18 protein-coding genes are annotated in these 15,639 nt (G+C 57.7%); 11 read left to right on the forward strand and 7 right to left on the reverse strand.

From position 1 onward, the window contains the following. Nucleotides 1-253: 253 nt before the first annotated feature. From JOE56_RS02360 to JOE56_RS02380, 5 genes are read left to right on the forward strand one after another with little or no spacing between them, the layout of a single operon-like run. A complete protein-coding gene (locus JOE56_RS02360) occupies nucleotides 254-1,213 on the forward strand; it encodes a glycerophosphoryl diester phosphodiesterase membrane domain-containing protein (protein WP_204514657.1) in 960 nt (319 codons plus the stop codon). Next, entirely contained in the window at nucleotides 1,210-1,854 is a 645-nt protein-coding gene (locus JOE56_RS02365; protein ID WP_204514658.1) for a hypothetical protein, read from the forward strand. Before JOE56_RS02360 ends, JOE56_RS02365 begins: the two co-directional genes overlap by 4 nt. Continuing rightward, the gene (locus JOE56_RS02370) at nucleotides 1,851-3,050 is read left to right on the forward strand and encodes a DUF4350 domain-containing protein (RefSeq protein ID WP_204514659.1); all 1,200 of its coding nucleotides are present in this window, start codon (nucleotides 1,851-1,853) and stop codon (nucleotides 3,048-3,050) included. Before JOE56_RS02365 ends, JOE56_RS02370 begins: the two co-directional genes overlap by 4 nt. Next, the gene (locus JOE56_RS02375; RefSeq protein ID WP_204514660.1) at nucleotides 3,047-4,264 is read left to right on the forward strand and encodes an AAA family ATPase; all 1,218 of its coding nucleotides are present in this window, start codon (nucleotides 3,047-3,049) and stop codon (nucleotides 4,262-4,264) included. The genes JOE56_RS02370 and JOE56_RS02375 overlap by 4 nt, the downstream gene beginning before the upstream one ends. Continuing rightward, a complete protein-coding gene (locus JOE56_RS02380) occupies nucleotides 4,264-5,556 on the forward strand; it encodes a DUF58 domain-containing protein (protein ID WP_204514661.1) in 1,293 nt (430 codons plus the stop codon). The genes JOE56_RS02375 and JOE56_RS02380 overlap by 1 nt, the downstream gene beginning before the upstream one ends. A 13-nt stretch (nucleotides 5,557-5,569) precedes the next feature. On the opposite strand, the gene JOE56_RS02385 is transcribed toward JOE56_RS02380, so the two are convergent. Next, on the reverse strand, nucleotides 5,570-6,034 hold the full coding sequence (locus tag JOE56_RS02385) for an anthrone oxygenase family protein (RefSeq protein ID WP_204514662.1): 465 nt from the start codon (nucleotides 6,032-6,034) through the stop codon (nucleotides 5,570-5,572). A 34-nt stretch (nucleotides 6,035-6,068) separates the two neighbouring features. Next, nucleotides 6,069-7,064 carry a stage II sporulation protein M gene (locus JOE56_RS02390; RefSeq protein ID WP_239530347.1) on the reverse strand — a complete coding sequence of 332 codons (996 nt, stop codon included), beginning with the start codon at nucleotides 7,062-7,064 and terminating at the stop codon, nucleotides 6,069-6,071. Between the two features lie 64 nt (nucleotides 7,065-7,128). On the opposite strand from JOE56_RS02390, the gene JOE56_RS02395 reads away from it, so the two are divergent. Further along, nucleotides 7,129-7,944: an RDD family protein gene (locus tag JOE56_RS02395; RefSeq protein WP_338028611.1), complete on the forward strand. Its 816-nt coding sequence runs from the start codon at nucleotides 7,129-7,131 to the stop codon at nucleotides 7,942-7,944. 44 nt (nucleotides 7,945-7,988) lie between these two features. Here JOE56_RS02395 and JOE56_RS02400 read toward each other — a convergent pair whose 3' ends face one another. Both JOE56_RS02400 and JOE56_RS02405 read right to left on the reverse strand, forming a co-directional pair. After that, the gene (locus JOE56_RS02400) at nucleotides 7,989-9,392 is read right to left on the reverse strand and encodes a phosphohexomutase domain-containing protein (protein WP_204514663.1); all 1,404 of its coding nucleotides are present in this window, start codon (nucleotides 9,390-9,392) and stop codon (nucleotides 7,989-7,991) included. Continuing rightward, the gene (locus JOE56_RS02405; RefSeq protein ID WP_102237574.1) at nucleotides 9,389-9,715 is read right to left on the reverse strand and encodes a DUF3499 domain-containing protein; all 327 of its coding nucleotides are present in this window, start codon (nucleotides 9,713-9,715) and stop codon (nucleotides 9,389-9,391) included. The genes JOE56_RS02400 and JOE56_RS02405 overlap by 4 nt, the downstream gene beginning before the upstream one ends. 36 nt (nucleotides 9,716-9,751) lie before the next feature. On the opposite strand from JOE56_RS02405, the gene JOE56_RS02410 reads away from it, so the two are divergent. Further along, nucleotides 9,752-10,120 (forward strand): hypothetical protein, encoded by a 369-nt coding sequence (locus JOE56_RS02410; protein ID WP_204514664.1) that lies wholly within the window; start codon nucleotides 9,752-9,754, stop codon nucleotides 10,118-10,120. Between the two features lie 15 nt (nucleotides 10,121-10,135). Here the strand turns inward: JOE56_RS02410 and JOE56_RS02415 are convergent, their stop codons facing one another. Both JOE56_RS02415 and JOE56_RS11765 read right to left on the reverse strand, forming a co-directional pair. After that, on the reverse strand, nucleotides 10,136-10,381 hold the full coding sequence (locus JOE56_RS02415; protein WP_204514665.1) for a hypothetical protein: 246 nt from the start codon (nucleotides 10,379-10,381) through the stop codon (nucleotides 10,136-10,138). A gap of 132 nt (nucleotides 10,382-10,513) precedes the next feature. Continuing rightward, complete coding sequence (locus JOE56_RS11765) at nucleotides 10,514-10,948, reverse strand: WhiB family transcriptional regulator (protein WP_454636696.1); 435 nt, start codon at nucleotides 10,946-10,948, stop codon at nucleotides 10,514-10,516. A gap of 323 nt (nucleotides 10,949-11,271) precedes the next feature. Between JOE56_RS11765 and JOE56_RS02425 the strand changes: the two genes are divergently transcribed. Genes JOE56_RS02425 through JOE56_RS02440 form a run of 4 tightly spaced genes read left to right on the forward strand, consistent with a single transcriptional unit; the run spans nucleotide 11,272 to nucleotide 14,379 of the window. Beyond that, nucleotides 11,272-12,312 (forward strand): coenzyme F420-0:L-glutamate ligase, encoded by a 1,041-nt coding sequence (locus JOE56_RS02425; RefSeq protein WP_204514666.1) that lies wholly within the window; start codon nucleotides 11,272-11,274, stop codon nucleotides 12,310-12,312. Beyond that, nucleotides 12,309-12,908 (forward strand): hypothetical protein, encoded by a 600-nt coding sequence (locus JOE56_RS02430; RefSeq protein ID WP_204514667.1) that lies wholly within the window; start codon nucleotides 12,309-12,311, stop codon nucleotides 12,906-12,908. The genes JOE56_RS02425 and JOE56_RS02430 overlap by 4 nt, the downstream gene beginning before the upstream one ends. A 38-nt stretch (nucleotides 12,909-12,946) precedes the next feature. Further along, a complete protein-coding gene (locus JOE56_RS02435; protein ID WP_102237569.1) occupies nucleotides 12,947-13,717 on the forward strand; it encodes a CoA transferase subunit A in 771 nt (256 codons plus the stop codon). After that, nucleotides 13,714-14,379, forward strand: coding sequence for a CoA transferase subunit B (locus tag JOE56_RS02440; RefSeq protein ID WP_102237568.1), 666 nt, complete (start codon nucleotides 13,714-13,716; stop codon nucleotides 14,377-14,379). The genes JOE56_RS02435 and JOE56_RS02440 overlap by 4 nt, the downstream gene beginning before the upstream one ends. 59 nt (nucleotides 14,380-14,438) lie before the next feature. On the opposite strand, the gene manA is transcribed toward JOE56_RS02440, so the two are convergent. Next, the gene (gene manA, locus JOE56_RS02445) at nucleotides 14,439-15,608 is read right to left on the reverse strand and encodes a mannose-6-phosphate isomerase, class I (protein WP_204514668.1); all 1,170 of its coding nucleotides are present in this window, start codon (nucleotides 15,606-15,608) and stop codon (nucleotides 14,439-14,441) included. Nucleotides 15,609-15,639 lie beyond the last annotated feature (31 nt).

Below are 15,639 nucleotides of genomic sequence, written 5' to 3' on the forward strand. Positions count from 1 at the left end.
GCGTCTACGCTGAAAGTGCGCATGAAAAGTTTGTGTAACCTTGAGGTGGATCTGTCAGTGACACGTGTGAGGAGGCGACATTTTTCATTCGCAGAACTCCTCGTGGACTGTCACGACGGACTGGCGAACTGGTCGCCATACGTACGAAGTTCCCACACGGCTCTCTGATGCGTGGACTCCCCCAGTTGCAGCAGGCACAATTCCTAAGCGCCCCCTGACGTTGGGAGAAGTTCTAGACTGCAGTGTGCGCCTCATGCGCACGGCACCAGCGGTGAATTTTGGTTTGCCGATCATCGTGTCCACTCTGCTCGCGCTTCTTGCAGGCGCAATTGGCGCGGCCATCTTGGCCTTCACGTTCGACTTCCTCATCACCATTTCTCAAAACGACGATGCCGCCAACGGTGTGTTTGTCATTGTTGAAAGCTTAACCGCGGTGTTGTCGCTTGCCTCCCTGGCCATTATTCAGTTCTTCGCAGGAATCGCCGCCACGTCCGCGCGTGATGCTTTCGACGGAAAGAAAGTGACGCTGGCACTGGCGTGGAAACGGTCCCGAGGTCGTCGCTGGGCGCTCATCGGAATGACCGTTTTGATGGTGAGTGGTTTTGGAGTGTCAGCCGGCGTTTTCTTTGCTCCGTCGATCATTCTCGCGCTAACAGTGAACGAGATCATGGGTGTTTTGGCGTTCTTTGTGGGCGGTTTGATCTGGGCGGTGCTCATCGCGTTCTTCTTGATCAAGTTCGCGTTTGTGGGCCCCCTCATCACATATGAACGGCTGCCATTGAAAGACGCGGTCAAGCGGTCATGGAAACTCACGAATAAAGGTTTTTGGCGGATCCTGGGCGAACTGGCGTTGGGATATTACTTGTCCAGCCACGTGGTTCAAATCATGATCACGCCGGTTATGATTCTCTTTCCGATCGTCATGATCATTCTCACCATTGCAACTGGCTTCCAGTCCGCGGCGTTTGAAACAGTGGTTCTTGTCATATTCGGACTGTTTTTCATCGCTCTGACTATTGCAGTGTCTGGGCTCATGCTGGGCTATTGGTCAGCGCTTGTGGTGGTTGTGTTTTTCGACCAAAAGATGCGCCTTGAAGGGTTCGACCTGGTGATGTTGCGCGAAGCTGAAGATGAGATTCGAGCCCGTACACGCAACGAGGGTGAGTCGGTGACAAAAGATCAGTGGCTAGCGATTCCGCAGGAGGCCACGTGATTCACGCGTTAGTATTCACTCTGACTCCAGGCCGTGATGAGGCACGCAGGTGGGCCGAAAAAGAATTATCAAAACCGGAGTACCGCGATTCAGACGTGTCGTTCTTTGAACGGATTGGGCGTGCCATTCAGCGCCTGTTCAATGATGCACTGGACAAAGCGTTTGACCTCAACAACCCGTGGTTCATCATTGTGTTTGGCCTGGTCATCGTGGGAATTGTTGTGTTCTTCGTGTGGCGGGCTAACCGTGGAACCGGAGACGCCTTCTCCCCGCAGTTGTTCGACAAGACCCACACCGTTGAGGTTGAAAACCCCGACACGTACCGGAAGCGTGCTGCTGATGCAGCGTCCAAGGGCGATTGGAATACCGCAGTTCAAGAGATGGTACGTGCCAGTGTCGCCCATTTGGCTCGAACAGGGGCTATCGAACTCAAAGCGTCCGCAACTACGCATGAACTCACAATGACGGCCGCCACGACCTATCCGCACTTGGAACATGACTTGAGCGAGGCCTCGAACTTGTTCGATGCTGTGAGCTTTAGCACCTATCACGCAAGCCAAGAAGACTACGCGTTCACGCAAGCGGTTGATTCCAAAGTCCGGCAAGTAACCAAACCGAGCCTCGAGAAGGTCGACGCATGAGCGCACATCTTGACGTCGCAGTGCGCGGAACAGTGGGTGACACCTCGGCGAGCGCAGGACAGAGAATCGTTGCCTTCGGAAAGTCCGCAGTGGTGTGGATTGTGGTGGTTGCGCTCGTCCTCATTGCCGCAATCATTGGTTTTCTGACCTCTACCGACCCTGGCGAAGACCGTAATCTACACTATGACAACACCGGCGAAGACGGCACCGCGGCACTTGCAGGAGTGCTTCGATCTCACGGAGTGAAAGTCTCGACGACCGAAGATTACGACACGGCACTTGCAGCCGCTCAAGACGCTGACACCACGCTTTTCGTTCTCAACGCACATGTCGCAGGTCAGGCCCAACGCAACAAGATCCGCGACGCTGTACAGACACATGGTTCACATGTCGCGTTGGTCAACCCTGGGTACGAAGTCGCAGGCTACACCTCTCATGTGTCTTTTGAGACCGGCTCCATGTACTCGAATACCCACCCAGAGCCGTCGTGTGATTTTGGCCCCGCAAGCAGAGCGGGAAAAGTCGAACGTAGCGGTGCTGGTTATCGTGTTCTTTCTGACAAAGACTACGAAGGTTGCTACCCCATGGACGGGGACGCCTATTCGCTTATTCACACGCCAGAAGGAAAAGGATCCGTCACAGTATTGGGCGAAAGCTCGTGGGTAAAAAACACGAATCTTCGCGAAGACGGCAACGCCGCCCTGTCAACAGGTGTGGCTGGTTTGAAGCCCAAAGTGGTCTTTTATTATGCGATGTACGACTTCGACGAGCCCGACCCGCTCAGCACTGTCCCGGGCTGGTTCTACATGACCCTTCTGTGGCTCCTGCCCATTGGTCTTGTCGCAGTCATCTGGGCCGGACGCAGGTTCGGCCCATTGGCGGTCGAAACGCTTCCGGTCACCGTACCGCCGATCGAAACCGTCACCGGTCTAGCTGGGCTCATGCACCGCACAGGCAACCGTGCAGAAGCACTTAGGATTCTTCGCGCATCGGCGCTCGTCAAGATGGGTCGCACACTGGCAGTTCCAGCCAATGCGGAAAGTGCCGAGGTGTGCCAGGCTGTCGCTGACCGTACAGGGGTCGGTTACGCCGAACTCGAGTACCTTTTCATCACTGCTGTCCCCGAAAACGACGCACAGCTATCCGATCTTGCAACTCGAATCGCGAATATCGAAAGAGAGGTCCGCGCACTATGACCACGCCTGAAAAGCCACAGACTCCCCCAAGTCAGCCACCTCAGGGTCAGCCTTATCAACAGCAAGCGCCACAGCACCAGCCGGCTCCCTACCAACAACCGGTGGCCCCAGATCACCCTCAAAACGTTGCGAACCACCAGCAGTTCCAACCTCAGGGTCAGCAGTTTCAGCCACAAGACCAGAGGCAGCCACAGGACCACGCGAACCACAATGCGTATCAGGAACAGTCTGAGCAACGCTGGGCGTCTGAACACCAACTGGACCAAACCGACCATGAGCTTCGCGAACGCTTCGAGAAAGCGCGTGCTGAAGTGGGCAAGGCGGTTGTGGGTCAGACCGAGGCGGTTGAAGGGATCATGGTTGCCCTCCTGTCCGGCGGGCACGTGCTTCTCGAAGGTGTCCCAGGTGTCGCTAAAACCTTGCTGGTCCGGTCGATCGCCGGTGCTCTTGACCTCGATTCGGCGCGTATCCAGTTCACTCCCGACCTCATGCCCGGCGACGTGACAGGGTCCATGATTTACAACGCGCAGACGTCGAGCTTCGAATTCCGCGAAGGCCCCGTTTTCACCAACATCCTCATCGCTGACGAAATCAACCGAACACCTCCCAAAACCCAGTCCGCGCTTCTCGAAGCGATGGAAGAACGCCAAGTGTCGGTTGACGGTCTCACCCGGAAACTCGACGAACCGTTCTTAGTTGCGGCCACTCAGAACCCGGTCGAATACGACGGAACGTACCCGTTGCCTGAAGCTCAGTTGGACCGTTTTCTTTTCAAGCTCATTTTGGACCTGCCGCTCCGTAACACCGAGGTTGAAATCCTCACCCGCCACGCGGCCGGCTTCAGCGCCCACGACCTTTCACGCATCGAACCGACGCTGAACCGCGACACCATTCTGGAAGCCAGCCAACGCGCCCAAAACGTGTACTGCGCACCAGAAGTTCTTGAGTACATTGTGGACTTGGTGCAGGCCACTCGCCGCGCACCGTCGTTCGCCCTGGGGGTCTCTCCCCGAGGTGCCACCCGCCTTCTCGCTGCCACTCGCTCGCGTGCGTGGTTGCACGGTCGCGCGTTCATCACACCCGACGATGTCAAGGCGCTCATGGGTATTACGTTCCGTCACCGCGTCCAGTTGCGCCCTGAGGCTCAAATGGACGGTATTGGGATTGACCAGGTACTCGACTCGATTGTGTCGACCGTGGCGGTACCCCGCTAATGGCATTTACGTGGCGTTTTCTGGTACTCACGGTCCTGCTCACGATCCCCATTGCTTTGGGCGGATCGTGGGAGTTCCTTGTTGCCGGATTAGCGTTCCTCGTCCTGGTGGGAGTAGGTGACTTCTTCTTAGCACCCTCCACCAGGTCGATCCAAGCATTGCGCTCGCCCGGTGACAGAATCCGCTTAGGGTTGCCCACCTCGGCCACCTTGACCCTGGTCAACACCGGGAAGCGCACGGCGCGCTTGCATGTCAGGGACGCGTGGGCACCCACCGCGGGTGCCAGCGACAACCGCTTCCGTACGGTCATCAAACCTGGTGAGACTTTTGAGAGGGTCCAGCACTTGCTACCTGTCCGTCGCGGTGTCCTCCCTGCTGACAAACTCACCTTGCGGTCCACATCGGTTCTTGGTTTTGTCGCACGGCAAAAATCCTTCGACGTGCCCGCGCAGATCCGGGTGATGCCACCGTTCCATTCGCGCAAGCACCTGCCTTCCAAACGTCAAAAACTGCGTGAACTCGACGGGCGAACAGCACTCATGGTGCGCGGGATGGGCACCGAGTTCGACTCTCTTCGCGAATATGTTCGCGGCGATGACATCCGATCGATCGACTGGCGAGCTACCGCGCGTGCTCAAAAACTCATGACAAAGACGTGGCGCCCTGAACGGGACCGGCGGGTGGTCATTGTGATCGACTCGTCGCGGTTAGCGGCACGCCGGGCGGACACCGGAACCGTTTTCGATGCGGCAGTCGAATCGGCCATGTTGCTTGCCGCTTTGGCGGCTGGAGCCGGCGACCGGGTCGATGTCATCGTTGCCGATGCGCGCGTCCGCCTGAGCGTGGGCCCCCTTTCCGGTAAGGACCCTCTGGGCGTGCTCACCAACAAACTCACCCCCATCGACCCCGAACTCATCGATACAGATTGGACGACTCTCACCTCGGCGGTCATGGAGACCTCCCCCAACCACGCATTCGTCGTGTTCGTCACCAGCTTGGACGCGCTCACGATCGCCGAGGACGTGCTCCCGGCCATCCCGCTGTTGCGTTCGCGCCACACGGTCGCTTTTGCCAGTGTTGAAGACCCCCAGCTGGGGCCCATGAGTCACAACACGTTCACCCCAACGCAGACGTATCAGGCCGCGGCGGCCGCTCAACAACTCATGACCGAGTCCTCGCTTCAGGGCGCGCTCACACATTTAGGAATTCATACGGTGAGCGGATTCCCCGAAGACCTTCCACCACGCCTAGCAGACCTTTATATTCATTTAAAGTCGATCGGACGCTTGTAGGAGACCTGGTCGTTTAGTACACCCACAAGGCCCCTGCACAGCACGCGAGTGCAATACAGCTGGCGATGGTTCGCACGACGTGTGCACGCTGCCACGCTTGCGAGAACGCACCCCAGGCTTCTTGGGGCGGGCGTTGTGTGCGTGCCAGTTCCTCGTTGAGTGGAACGTTCATTGTCCTCGTCACCACGATGACTCCCAGGAGCTGAAGCCCTGCGGCAAGACCAAGCAGCACGGCTGCGAAGGGAATGCGTTCTACTGCGCACACGATCGTTCCCACAAGACAGATAACTGGAGACGCGAAGAAAGGTATGAGGAACGCCGGAGTCAGTACTGATTCGTTGAGCGAACGCATCGACGTGACAGCGACAGCAGGTGGCACCTTGTCCAACGCGGGTAGCACGACGATTCCCCACGTACACCAGAAACCTGCCAATACGCCAGTCACACACGTCGCGAGAAGAATAACGACCAGAGTCATGACAGTTTCACCTCAACCGGCTCGAAAACCACCGCTACGCTGCCGTCACCACACGGTACCCCGCCCGGCTTTCTTCCATGTCACCCGTCAAGCCTTGCTTTACAGCGGGGCGACCCAAACCAATTGCGTACGCACAGATCCCCACTGTAAGGAGTGCTCCAAAAAACATCTTGATGGGGAACGGCATGTTGGAAGGTGTCACGAAACCTTCGATCAGGCCCGAAAGAAACAGCATGAAGATCAGGCCCACACCCACCGTAATGAGGGAGCGTGCAGCGTGAGCGAGTGACTGCATTCGCGACATGTTGACTGGAATCATCCACGACGTGAAAATCTTGAGCCCGGCAGCTGCCGCGATGAGGATACACGTGATCTCCGGGACACCGTGGGGCAGGATGTATCCGAAGAAATCGCCTGCGCGGTCAAAGTGGAACATGACCGCACCTGAAACTCCCACGTTCACGGCGTTCATGACAAGACCCACGATCACGTAGATTCCGGTCACGCCCAAGACCACCCACTGAAGGGCGATCCACGCGTTGTTGGTCCACACACCCACAGCAAATACGCTGTTGGGGTTCTCTTTGTAGTAGTTCACGAAATCGTGTTCGGCCAGACGCTTCGCATCGTCGTACGGCACCATTGTAAAGAGAGTCTGGGTGTCGTTTGCCAGCCACACAGTGGTTAAAACGCTGAACGCGACAAACGCAATGAACACGCCCACGAAATACCAACGAATCGAATACAGAGCTGCTGGAAGTGAGGCTCCAAAGAAGTCGAGCACTGTAGCTTTCGCGCCCCGAGGCACACCTGTGAGCTGCATACGTGACCGGTGGATGACATTCGATAGCCGCACTGCCACATCGGAATCGGGGGCTACCGACTGGACACGTGAGAGATCCTTTGATGCTCGCCTGTACAGTTCACGAAACTCGGTAGCTTGTTGCGTGGTGAGCTTCTTCTTGCCCGCGAGGGCAGAAAGTCGGTCCCACTGACTTCCGTGCATGTAAGCGAGCAGATTTGGGTCCATTTGGCTATCGTATCTGAGGTTTTCCCAGTTCGAATACGTGTCACCGGTGTGGCAATATACAGACGTGGACAATCTTGTGACTGGGGAAGCTGTTGAGCTGAGCATTCGCCCTGCTTCGCTCATGTCACGAGCCGTAGCCTGCGCAATTGACGCCTTTGTTTACACGATCGTGTACATCACGTTGCTCATCTCAATCCTGTACTTCGTCCTCAATTTCGCGGACGTTCAAGATCTCCTGGTCAATTCGCTCATCATCATTTTCATGGCGGTCACAACAATCATGGTTCCGTGTACCGTTGAGATCCTGACCCGCGGAAGATCCTTGGGGAAACTTGTCATGGGACTCCGCATCGTCCGTGACGACGGTGGAGCAATTTCGTTCCGTCACGCGTTCTTGCGAGCGCTGATGTGGGATTTCGAAGTCCTCTCCGGTGGCGGCGGAATTGCCGCGCTCGCCGGGTTCTTGTCGCCGCGCACTAAACGTCTAGGCGATATGTTGGCAGGCACCATCGCGGTGAGTGAACGGCCCCGAAAGATCGTCCACCGGCCGCTTCCAGTTCCTCCTCAGTTGCACCAGTGGGCACAAGGCGTGGACCTCACTCCTTTGCCACCGGGCTTGATGTACCGTCTCACGCAGTTCCTTGACACCAGCACAAAGAACACCGCGGAGTCGCGCCTGGAGCGCGCAATTGAGCTGGCTACCGAGGTCAACCCGTATGTGGCTCCCCCACCGCCAGAAGGTACACACCCTGAGGACTTCCTTGTGACTGTCGTCGAGCTCACCCGAACGACACAGTTTCACAAGCTCCGCAAAGCAGAAGCAACGGCCCATGCCTTCACCGATCGCGTAGGATCCCTGCCCTACTCACAACGCGTCTAGGTTGTTAGAAGCTGCTACCCCAGTAGCCCAGCAGCCACGCGCACTTATGCCGTGCGGATTATCCGCAAAACGCGTTCCGTGAGGTCACGTGTGGCAACGTAGTCTGAGGATTCGGCGTTAAACCGCACGAGTGGTTCCGTGTTGGACTTCCGCACGTTGAACCAAAAATCATTGGCAGTAAAGGTCACACCGTCGAGGTGGTCAATACGCCCCTCGCCAAACGTGCCCGCTTGGCATTCAGCTTCGACACGCTCTAAGACCTGGTCCGGGCACTCTACTTCAGAGTTGATTTCGCCACTCAGCGCGCCTGCGCTAAAAGGTTCCAGGAGGTGTGAGAGCGGACGGCCTGTTTCACGTAAAGCCGCAATGACGTGGCACGCCGCCAGAATCCCGGAGTCTGCGCAGAAGAAATCTCGGAAGTAGAAGTGCGCTGAGTGCTCGACGGCAAAAACAGCGTTCTCTTTTCGCATCCGCTGTTTGATACCGGAGTGGCCTACCGGTGTGCGAATGGAACGCCCGCCGGCTTTCTCAATCGCCTTGGGCACTGCGCGCGTGGTCAGCGCATTGTGAATGACAGCAGGATTGTCTTCGCCCAGGTTGCGTGCGCGCTGGATTTCGCGCGTGGCTACCAAGGCACCAATCGCAGACGCCGAGGTGGGCTCACCCCGTTCGTCAATGACAAAGCACCGATCGGCGTCACCGTCAAAGACCAGGCCAATATCCGCACCATGGGCACGGACTGCTTCCTGCGCGTCGCGGAGCGTACTGGGGTCTAAAGGGTTTGCTTGGTGATTGGGAAAGGTGCCGTCGAGGTCGGTAAACAAGCCCACCAACGTCACTGCGTCACAGTCGAAGACGCGGTCCAGGAAGTTCCCTGCCATTCCGTTTCCGGCATCTGCCACCACGGTGAGTGGCCGTGAGGCGTCTGCCAGTCCTGTCAGCACATGAATACGCTGTGCGAACTGTTCAGCCAGTTCTGAAGCCCGCTCGCGATCAACGGGCCATGGCGCACTGTCAACAACGACCTCGGCGGTTTCTGCAACCGTGACAATCTCACCCAACGCGTCCTGGCGCGAGATTCCCCGGGCCTGCGGACCGCACACCTTAAACCCGTTCCAGTCAGCTGGGTTGTGGCTTGCCGTGACCATGATTCCGGGCATATCCAGCACGCCGGATCCAAAGTACAGCTGGTCCGTCGATGCCAGCCCGATGCTGACCGGCGTACCCCCGGCTTGAGCAACACCGTGGCACAAAAGAGAGGCGAACTCAGCGGACTTTTCGCGCATGTCGTGGCCAATCAGCACGTGACTGCTCTGATACTGAGCACGCATGACCTCGTGGGTCGCATACCCCACCGCTGTCACCAGTTCGTCGCTGAAGTCTGTGTGAGTGCGTCCGCGCATATCGTATGCGCCGCAGAGGTGAGCGAGCTGCGCTCGTCTGGTCATTCACGTCCTCCGATGACCCTCAGGTGACCGTGCTTCCGACCCTGCGGTTGCTCCTGAGGTTTGGCGGCTTCGCGTACTGCGTCAGCAATAGCAAGAAGATCGTCGCGACTGCGTTCAGGCGGGCTTTCACCGGGTTCGAGTGAGATCAGTTGCCAGCCGACCGGCGCTTTGAGCCGCTGCGCGTGCTCTGCGCATAGATCGTGTGCCCCCGGTTCAGCGCGAACCGCCAACGGCCCAATCACGACGCACGCGTCAGCGTGGACATACGTGAGGGTACGTGTTGCGGGCGCCCCACAGTTGGGTTTGTTACAGGTTCGAAGCACGCTCTCTAGTCTATTACACCGCTATACAATGTGCTCATGAACGCCCGTTTGCGCCGTGACCGCCGAGGTCGTAGCAACGCCCGCTTACTGTTGCGTTCCGCGGTTCCGGCCCGTGTTTCTCGTCGTGAACGGTTCGAGCGCATAGCGGTTTCGGTAATGAATAAGGTGCGTGCCCGAGCCCAGGGCGAATTGGATGATGTGCGGCTCACGATTGACTGCGTCCCACCGCTTTCGGCAGATCTCAGTCATGTTTTTGAGGCCACGCGCCACACACCTGCCACGATCGTCGTGTACTACATTCCCCTGTCGCGTTTGGACTCCGACTGGGATGAGCTGTTGGGTGAGGTTGTTTCTGAGCAGGCGGCCCTACTCTGTTCCTGCTCGGCCGACGAGCTACGCCCGTAACGCTGGGAGTGTAGGTTATGCTCCTGTTTTGGGTGTTGCGTCGGTTTCTGGTGGCGCGTCGGTACCCGCCTTTGCACTCTTGCCGTTTAAGGCCAAAGCGATAGCTAGACCGATTCCTGCGCCAAGAGCGAGCCCAAACCCTGCACAAACGGGCACATTCAGATCTGCGATTAACGCAACTGCTATGCCCACCACCAGGCCAATAGCATCTCCCACGAGTATTGCAACGTAGTAGCTCTTGCTATCTTTATGCGCCATCATCGAGCTCCTGACCGTGAGCATAGGGGTGAACGAGGAGGTAGTGAGGTGACTAACTGTTTCAAGCATAACCTTAGGGCCCGCGCATTGTGTGAAGCGCGGGCCCTAAGATCTTCGTAACTGTGAGCTATGTGGTTAAACGATTTGCTTCTTCAAGCGACGGCGTTCGCGTTCTGACAGCCCACCCCAAATACCAAAACGTTCGTCGTTTGCGAGCGCATATTCCAAGCATTCGCTACGCACTTCGCACGACGCGCACACGCGCTTAGCCTCGCGCGTTGAACCACCCTTTTCCGGGAAGAAGGCCTCTGGATCTGTTTGCGCGCACAGTGCTTGGTCTTGCCACGCAACGTCATCGTCAGCTTCACCCAAAAGAAGTTGCAGCGGCGATACGCTTGCAACAGATGGACTTCCGCTTATTGGTAAAAGTTCTGCTGGATCTACGTCGAGTGGATCTGCCGTGGTTCCCGGCGCGCCCTGCGGATCAACGAACCAGTCGTGAGCTGTTCGGCTACGCACGCCAGGCGTTTGAGTGCGCAGACTCTCTACGTACTTACGCGCTTCTGACACGTGTTTCCCCTTTCCTCGGCGGCTCTCGCCACCATGTTCCCCACTAAAATTACACGCGTGTCATTACGGTTTCGTCAAGTGCGCAAGTGATATATGTAGGTCGCCAGAAGGAGTATTAGAACAGACGTTCACTCACTCATCGCCGTATGCCACTACATCTAGTGGTCACGCGACACTCGAGGCACTACTTGCTGTGCTTGGGCGTGTCGGTTGAAGAATCTAACATTTTTTTCGGCGCACGGCGTGAATGAGACGTTTGCTCCCACCTCTTTGAGAAAATGGGCGCGAGCGCACTCACGCACACGATCGACAACTAGGTACGCATGAACTCACTTCTCACCGCCCTGTCCTTGAACCCTGGAACCATTACACAGGGGGCAGACTTAGCGCGCATTTTGATCACCACGATCGACAATGCGCGGGTGAGCATTAAAGACGGCGACGTGATTGCTATCGACCACAAGCTGGTCGCGATTGCACTCCACGGCACCACTTCGGGCGCGGGGGCGGAAGAATTCGCGCAAGCTATTCGCGACCACTCGCGCGAAACGATCGCAGCCCGAACGTATGGCTATCCCCCGTCTACCATGCGACTGGTGCGCACACCGCACAACACTGTCGAACTCAACGCCGGAATTAGTGTCACCAACGGCACTCTCATCCTTCCCCTCGACGACCCACAGGCCTCGGCCGAAAAGCTTCACGACACCTTCCGTCGGGAATACGGCGTGCGTATGGGACTCGTTCTCACCACTTCCCTCCCCCATCCTTTCCGCCACGGGCAACGCCCAGCCGCTCTCGCCTCGGTCGGAATTGAGAGCCAGCGCGTAGCCGATGAAATTGCCAGCGCGGCCTCACTCACCGACATCAGCATGGGCCTGGCTGTCATTCGTGGAACCGACGCTGGCATGACCAATGAAGCGATCGATCACGACACCCTGGGCCCGTTTGCCGACTGGTTCGCCCACGGCTCCGCCGAATCCGTGTACCTAGCCATGGGGATCGACCCCCAAAAAACTCCAGCGCTGTCTGGCGACGACACCGACGACATTCTCACCAAGGTCACGCGCGCCATCTCCGCGGTCCGCTTGGGGACCCCGCGTACACCTGGTGAAAATGCGTGGCGGATCCGGCCGGCAGGGTCGGGCTCGCGTATCGAAATCGACCCGGCGAACATCGAACTGACCTCCCACGCCGGCGGCCACCCCATGATGGAGGCAACCGTTGGGCTGGGAGCACTCATCGACCGCCTCACAACCGCGCTGGCCATCGAAAACCTCGACGTCAGCGTCGATTACGTGTGGGGCGAACGCGGAACCACGGAAGGCGCCCACGTCGACGTCAGCTTCCGAGGCGCGTCATGATCGCGCGCAACGTTGAAGCGATCGCTCGTCGACCCGACCCGGTTATCGAGTGGATTGACGAATACGGACGCTTAGAGCTCACGGGGCGCGTGTTCGCTAACTGGGTGTACAAGTCTGCCGGGCTTCTTCGCGACACGTTCCCGGATGCGCTTGTGCTCAACCCGGATGGCCCTCTCCACTGGCGTGAGCTCGCGTGCATTTTTGCTGCATGTGGCAGTGATGTGCCCGTCATGGTGGGCGCCGAGGTGACACCCCCTTCCGCTGATTCGTGGGTGGGTATGGTTGCTGTTGGGAGCGACCTTTCACCGTTTGAAGACGCGGAAGAGTTGTGGGTTTTCGACCCCGCCCCGCTAGCGCTGTCCACTGAAGTGGAATCCGGCGACACCGACTACATTTCAGCTGTGCGCTCATATCCCGATGTGGCACAGCTTCTTGATGGTCCACTTGAGTACTCTCGCTTTGGCACTGCAGTTCGGGCGCACTCAGTAGACGGACCCACGCGGCTGGCGACGACCTCGGTCCCGGAAACCGACCAGCAGTTATCCGAACTTTGCCACGCACTCACATACGGACAACTCACCGTCGATCTGTCTTAGCTATGTGATCTGCGTCGCATGTGTGGCAGAATGCAGACATGGACAAAGTAGTTTCGTCAGCAGCAGAGGCCGTTGCCGACATTTTTGATGGTGCTCGCATTGCAGCCGGCGGGTTCGGAGTTTGTGGAATCCCTTCCGTCCTCATCGATGCCCTGAAAGAACAGGGCGCAAAGAACCTGACCGCCGTTTCTAACAACTGTGGGGTCGATGGGCAGGGCTTGGGTGTTTTGCTCGAGTCGAAGCAGATCGACACCGTGATCGCGTCGTACGTAGGAGAGAACAAGGAGTTCGCACGCCAGTACTTGTCTGGTGAGTTGCGCGTTATTCTCACTCCCCAAGGAACGCTCGCAGAAAAGTTGCGGGCAGCCGGGGCCGGGATCCCTGCGTTCTACACCGTTACTGGAGTGGGAACTCAGGTTGCCGATGGTGGCATGCCCCTCAAATACGACTCGGACGGCAATGTGATCGAAGAGTCCAAGCCCAAGGTCACTCGCGAACTCGACACATTCGGTGAAACCGAAACATATGTGCTGGAGGAATCGTTGCCGTGTGACTTTGCGCTGGTGCGCGCCGCAAAGGCCGACCGCCACGGCAACCTGGTGTTCCACGCGTCAGCACGCAACTTCAATCCGCCTGCCGCGCAGGCTGGCCGCATCACGATTGTGGAAGCAGAAGAACTAGTCGAACCGGGCCAGCTCGACCCCAACGAGATACATCTGCCAGGTGTTTACGTCCACCGAATTGTGGAGCTGACGCCCGAACAAGCTAAAGACAAGTCGATCGAGAAGCGGACGGTGAGGAACTCATGAGCCTTACACGCAACCAGATGGCCGCCCGTGTTGCCCAAGAACTTGAAGACGGTAGCTATGTGAACTTGGGAATTGGCCTGCCCACCCTGGTACCCAACTACGTACCCCAAGATGTTCACGTTGTTCTGCAAAGTGAAAATGGACTTCTAGGTGTGGGTCCGTACCCCACAGAGGACCAGGTGGACCCTGACCTCATCAACGCGGGTAAAGAAACCGTCACCATGCTTCCCGGGGCGTCGTACTTCGACTCGGCGACCAGCTTTGGAATGATTCGTGGCAAGAAGGTGGACTTCGCAGTTTTGGGTGCTATGCAGGTGGCCCGAAACGGTGACATCGCCAACTGGATGATCCCAGGCAAAATGGTCAAAGGTATGGGCGGGGCCATGGACTTGGTGCACGGCGCTCGCACCATCCTGGTAGTCATGGAACACGTTGCAAAAGACGACTCACCTAAGCTTCTAGACGCTTGTTCCCTTCCGCTCACCGGTAAGGGTGTGGTCCAGCGAATCGTGACCGACCTGGCAGTTATCGACGTGCGCAACGGCGAATTTGTTCTCGTTGAACGCGCCCCTGGCGTCGACGTCGACACGATTGTCGAAAAGACTGGGAGTCCACTTAAGGTTGAGGGCGATATTCCAGAGATCCAAGTGCCGCAGGTCTAAGGCACTTCATCCGTGTAGGCGTCACTGATGTGGCGCCTACACGTGTATGTAGGGCATTCCTACACCGAGGCGATGAACAGCTTCCCGTCTCCACGCACGGTGAGGTTTCCGTCCGTGGCGGGGATGAAAACGGATTCCCCAGTGTTGACGGTTGCGCTGTCCTGGGTTTCCGTGGTCAGGGCGTAGGTGCCTTCAACGCACAGCGCGATTGCCGGCCCGTCCAGTTCAACGGTGGTGTCGGCACTCGTCAATGGCATGAGTTTGAAGTCGTCGGTCGCCCCTTTGAACCACTGACCTACGTCAGCGTTCACACGGTCGGGTGCAGTGGGCTCGTAGGTGACGACTGCTTTGAGTTCATCGATGTCAATGTGCTTGGACGTGAGTCCGCCACGTAGGACGTTGTCAGAACTGGCCATGATTTCAATTCCCAGGCCGCCCAAATATGCGTGCAAAATACCTGCGTTTAACGCAATTGCTTCACCGGGGTTGAGCGTGAGCATGTTGAGCATGAGGGCAACGAGGGCTCCCGGGTCTGTGGGGAAGTCGGTGTTCACTCGCTTGAGCGTGGTGACCGGGTCCTGCGCCGATCCTTCCAACGACGGGTGATGTGCGTCCACAGGCTCGTAGGTCAGCTCTGCCAGTTGGTCGGCCAGCTCTCCATACCCGGGTTCCGTCAAGATTGTCGAAAGTGTCGTTTGGAGTGGGTCGGGCCCGTCCAGGGTCTCAATCGCGCGGGTGAGAAGGGGGCTTCCCGAGGCGGTGTCCAGGCGTTCTAAAGTGGCCTTGATTGCGCGGGGTGAGCGGAACCCGCATAGCGCGTCAAACGGTGTGAGCGCGTACATCATTTCGGGCTTGTGCCACGCGTCCTTGTAATTGCGGTGAGGCGCGTTCACGCTGATACCTTCTGCATTCTCGCGTTCATATCCCGCTCGCGCTTGGTCGAGAGTGGGGTGGGCCTGGATGGATAGGGCGGTACGAGCTGAAAGGATTTTCAGAAGAAAAGGGAGACGGTCACCATATGTGTGGCGTGCTTCTTCGCCGAGGTGTTCAGGGTGTGCGGACACGTGTTCGAGAAGTGTGGAATCAGCAGTGGGAGAAGGAGCTTTAGGGTGAGCACCTAGCCAATACTCGGCCGCTGGCGTTCCATCCACTGGGATTCCCACGATCTGTTGGATCCCTTGCGTGTTGCCCCACGCATAGTCTTGTACTGTTCCGCGAATTTCGAACATTGTCCTCCTTGCATCCACGCCTAGCCTAGGC

The organism is Brevibacterium paucivorans (genome assembly GCF_016907735.1).
Taxonomy (GTDB): Bacteria; Actinomycetota; Actinomycetes; order Actinomycetales; family Brevibacteriaceae; genus Brevibacterium; species Brevibacterium paucivorans.

What these genes read in the sequence shown, in the direction of transcription:
- JOE56_RS02385 (WP_204514662.1), bottom strand. Translation starts at nt 6,034, where the DNA reads ATGACTCTGGTCGTTATTCTTCTCGCGACGTGTGTGACTGGCGTATTG.
- JOE56_RS02425 (WP_204514666.1), top strand. Translation starts at nt 11,272, where the DNA reads ATGAACTCACTTCTCACCGCCCTGTCCTTGAACCCTGGAACCATTACA.
- JOE56_RS02380 (WP_204514661.1), top strand. Translation starts at nt 4,264, where the DNA reads ATGGCATTTACGTGGCGTTTTCTGGTACTCACGGTCCTGCTCACGATC.
- JOE56_RS02360 (WP_204514657.1), top strand. Translation starts at nt 254, where the DNA reads ATGCGCACGGCACCAGCGGTGAATTTTGGTTTGCCGATCATCGTGTCC.
- JOE56_RS02435 (WP_102237569.1), top strand. Translation starts at nt 12,947, where the DNA reads ATGGACAAAGTAGTTTCGTCAGCAGCAGAGGCCGTTGCCGACATTTTT.
- JOE56_RS02375 (WP_204514660.1), top strand. Translation starts at nt 3,047, where the DNA reads ATGACCACGCCTGAAAAGCCACAGACTCCCCCAAGTCAGCCACCTCAG.
- JOE56_RS02415 (WP_204514665.1), bottom strand. Translation starts at nt 10,381, where the DNA reads ATGATGGCGCATAAAGATAGCAAGAGCTACTACGTTGCAATACTCGTG.
- manA (WP_204514668.1), bottom strand. Translation starts at nt 15,608, where the DNA reads ATGTTCGAAATTCGCGGAACAGTACAAGACTATGCGTGGGGCAACACG.
- JOE56_RS02370 (WP_204514659.1), top strand. Translation starts at nt 1,851, where the DNA reads ATGAGCGCACATCTTGACGTCGCAGTGCGCGGAACAGTGGGTGACACC.
- JOE56_RS02430 (WP_204514667.1), top strand. Translation starts at nt 12,309, where the DNA reads ATGATCGCGCGCAACGTTGAAGCGATCGCTCGTCGACCCGACCCGGTT.
- JOE56_RS02400 (WP_204514663.1), bottom strand. Translation starts at nt 9,392, where the DNA reads ATGACCAGACGAGCGCAGCTCGCTCACCTCTGCGGCGCATACGATATG.
- JOE56_RS02390 (WP_239530347.1), bottom strand. Translation starts at nt 7,064, where the DNA reads ATGGACCCAAATCTGCTCGCTTACATGCACGGAAGTCAGTGGGACCGA.
- JOE56_RS02440 (WP_102237568.1), top strand. Translation starts at nt 13,714, where the DNA reads ATGAGCCTTACACGCAACCAGATGGCCGCCCGTGTTGCCCAAGAACTT.
- JOE56_RS02410 (WP_204514664.1), top strand. Translation starts at nt 9,752, where the DNA reads ATGAACGCCCGTTTGCGCCGTGACCGCCGAGGTCGTAGCAACGCCCGC.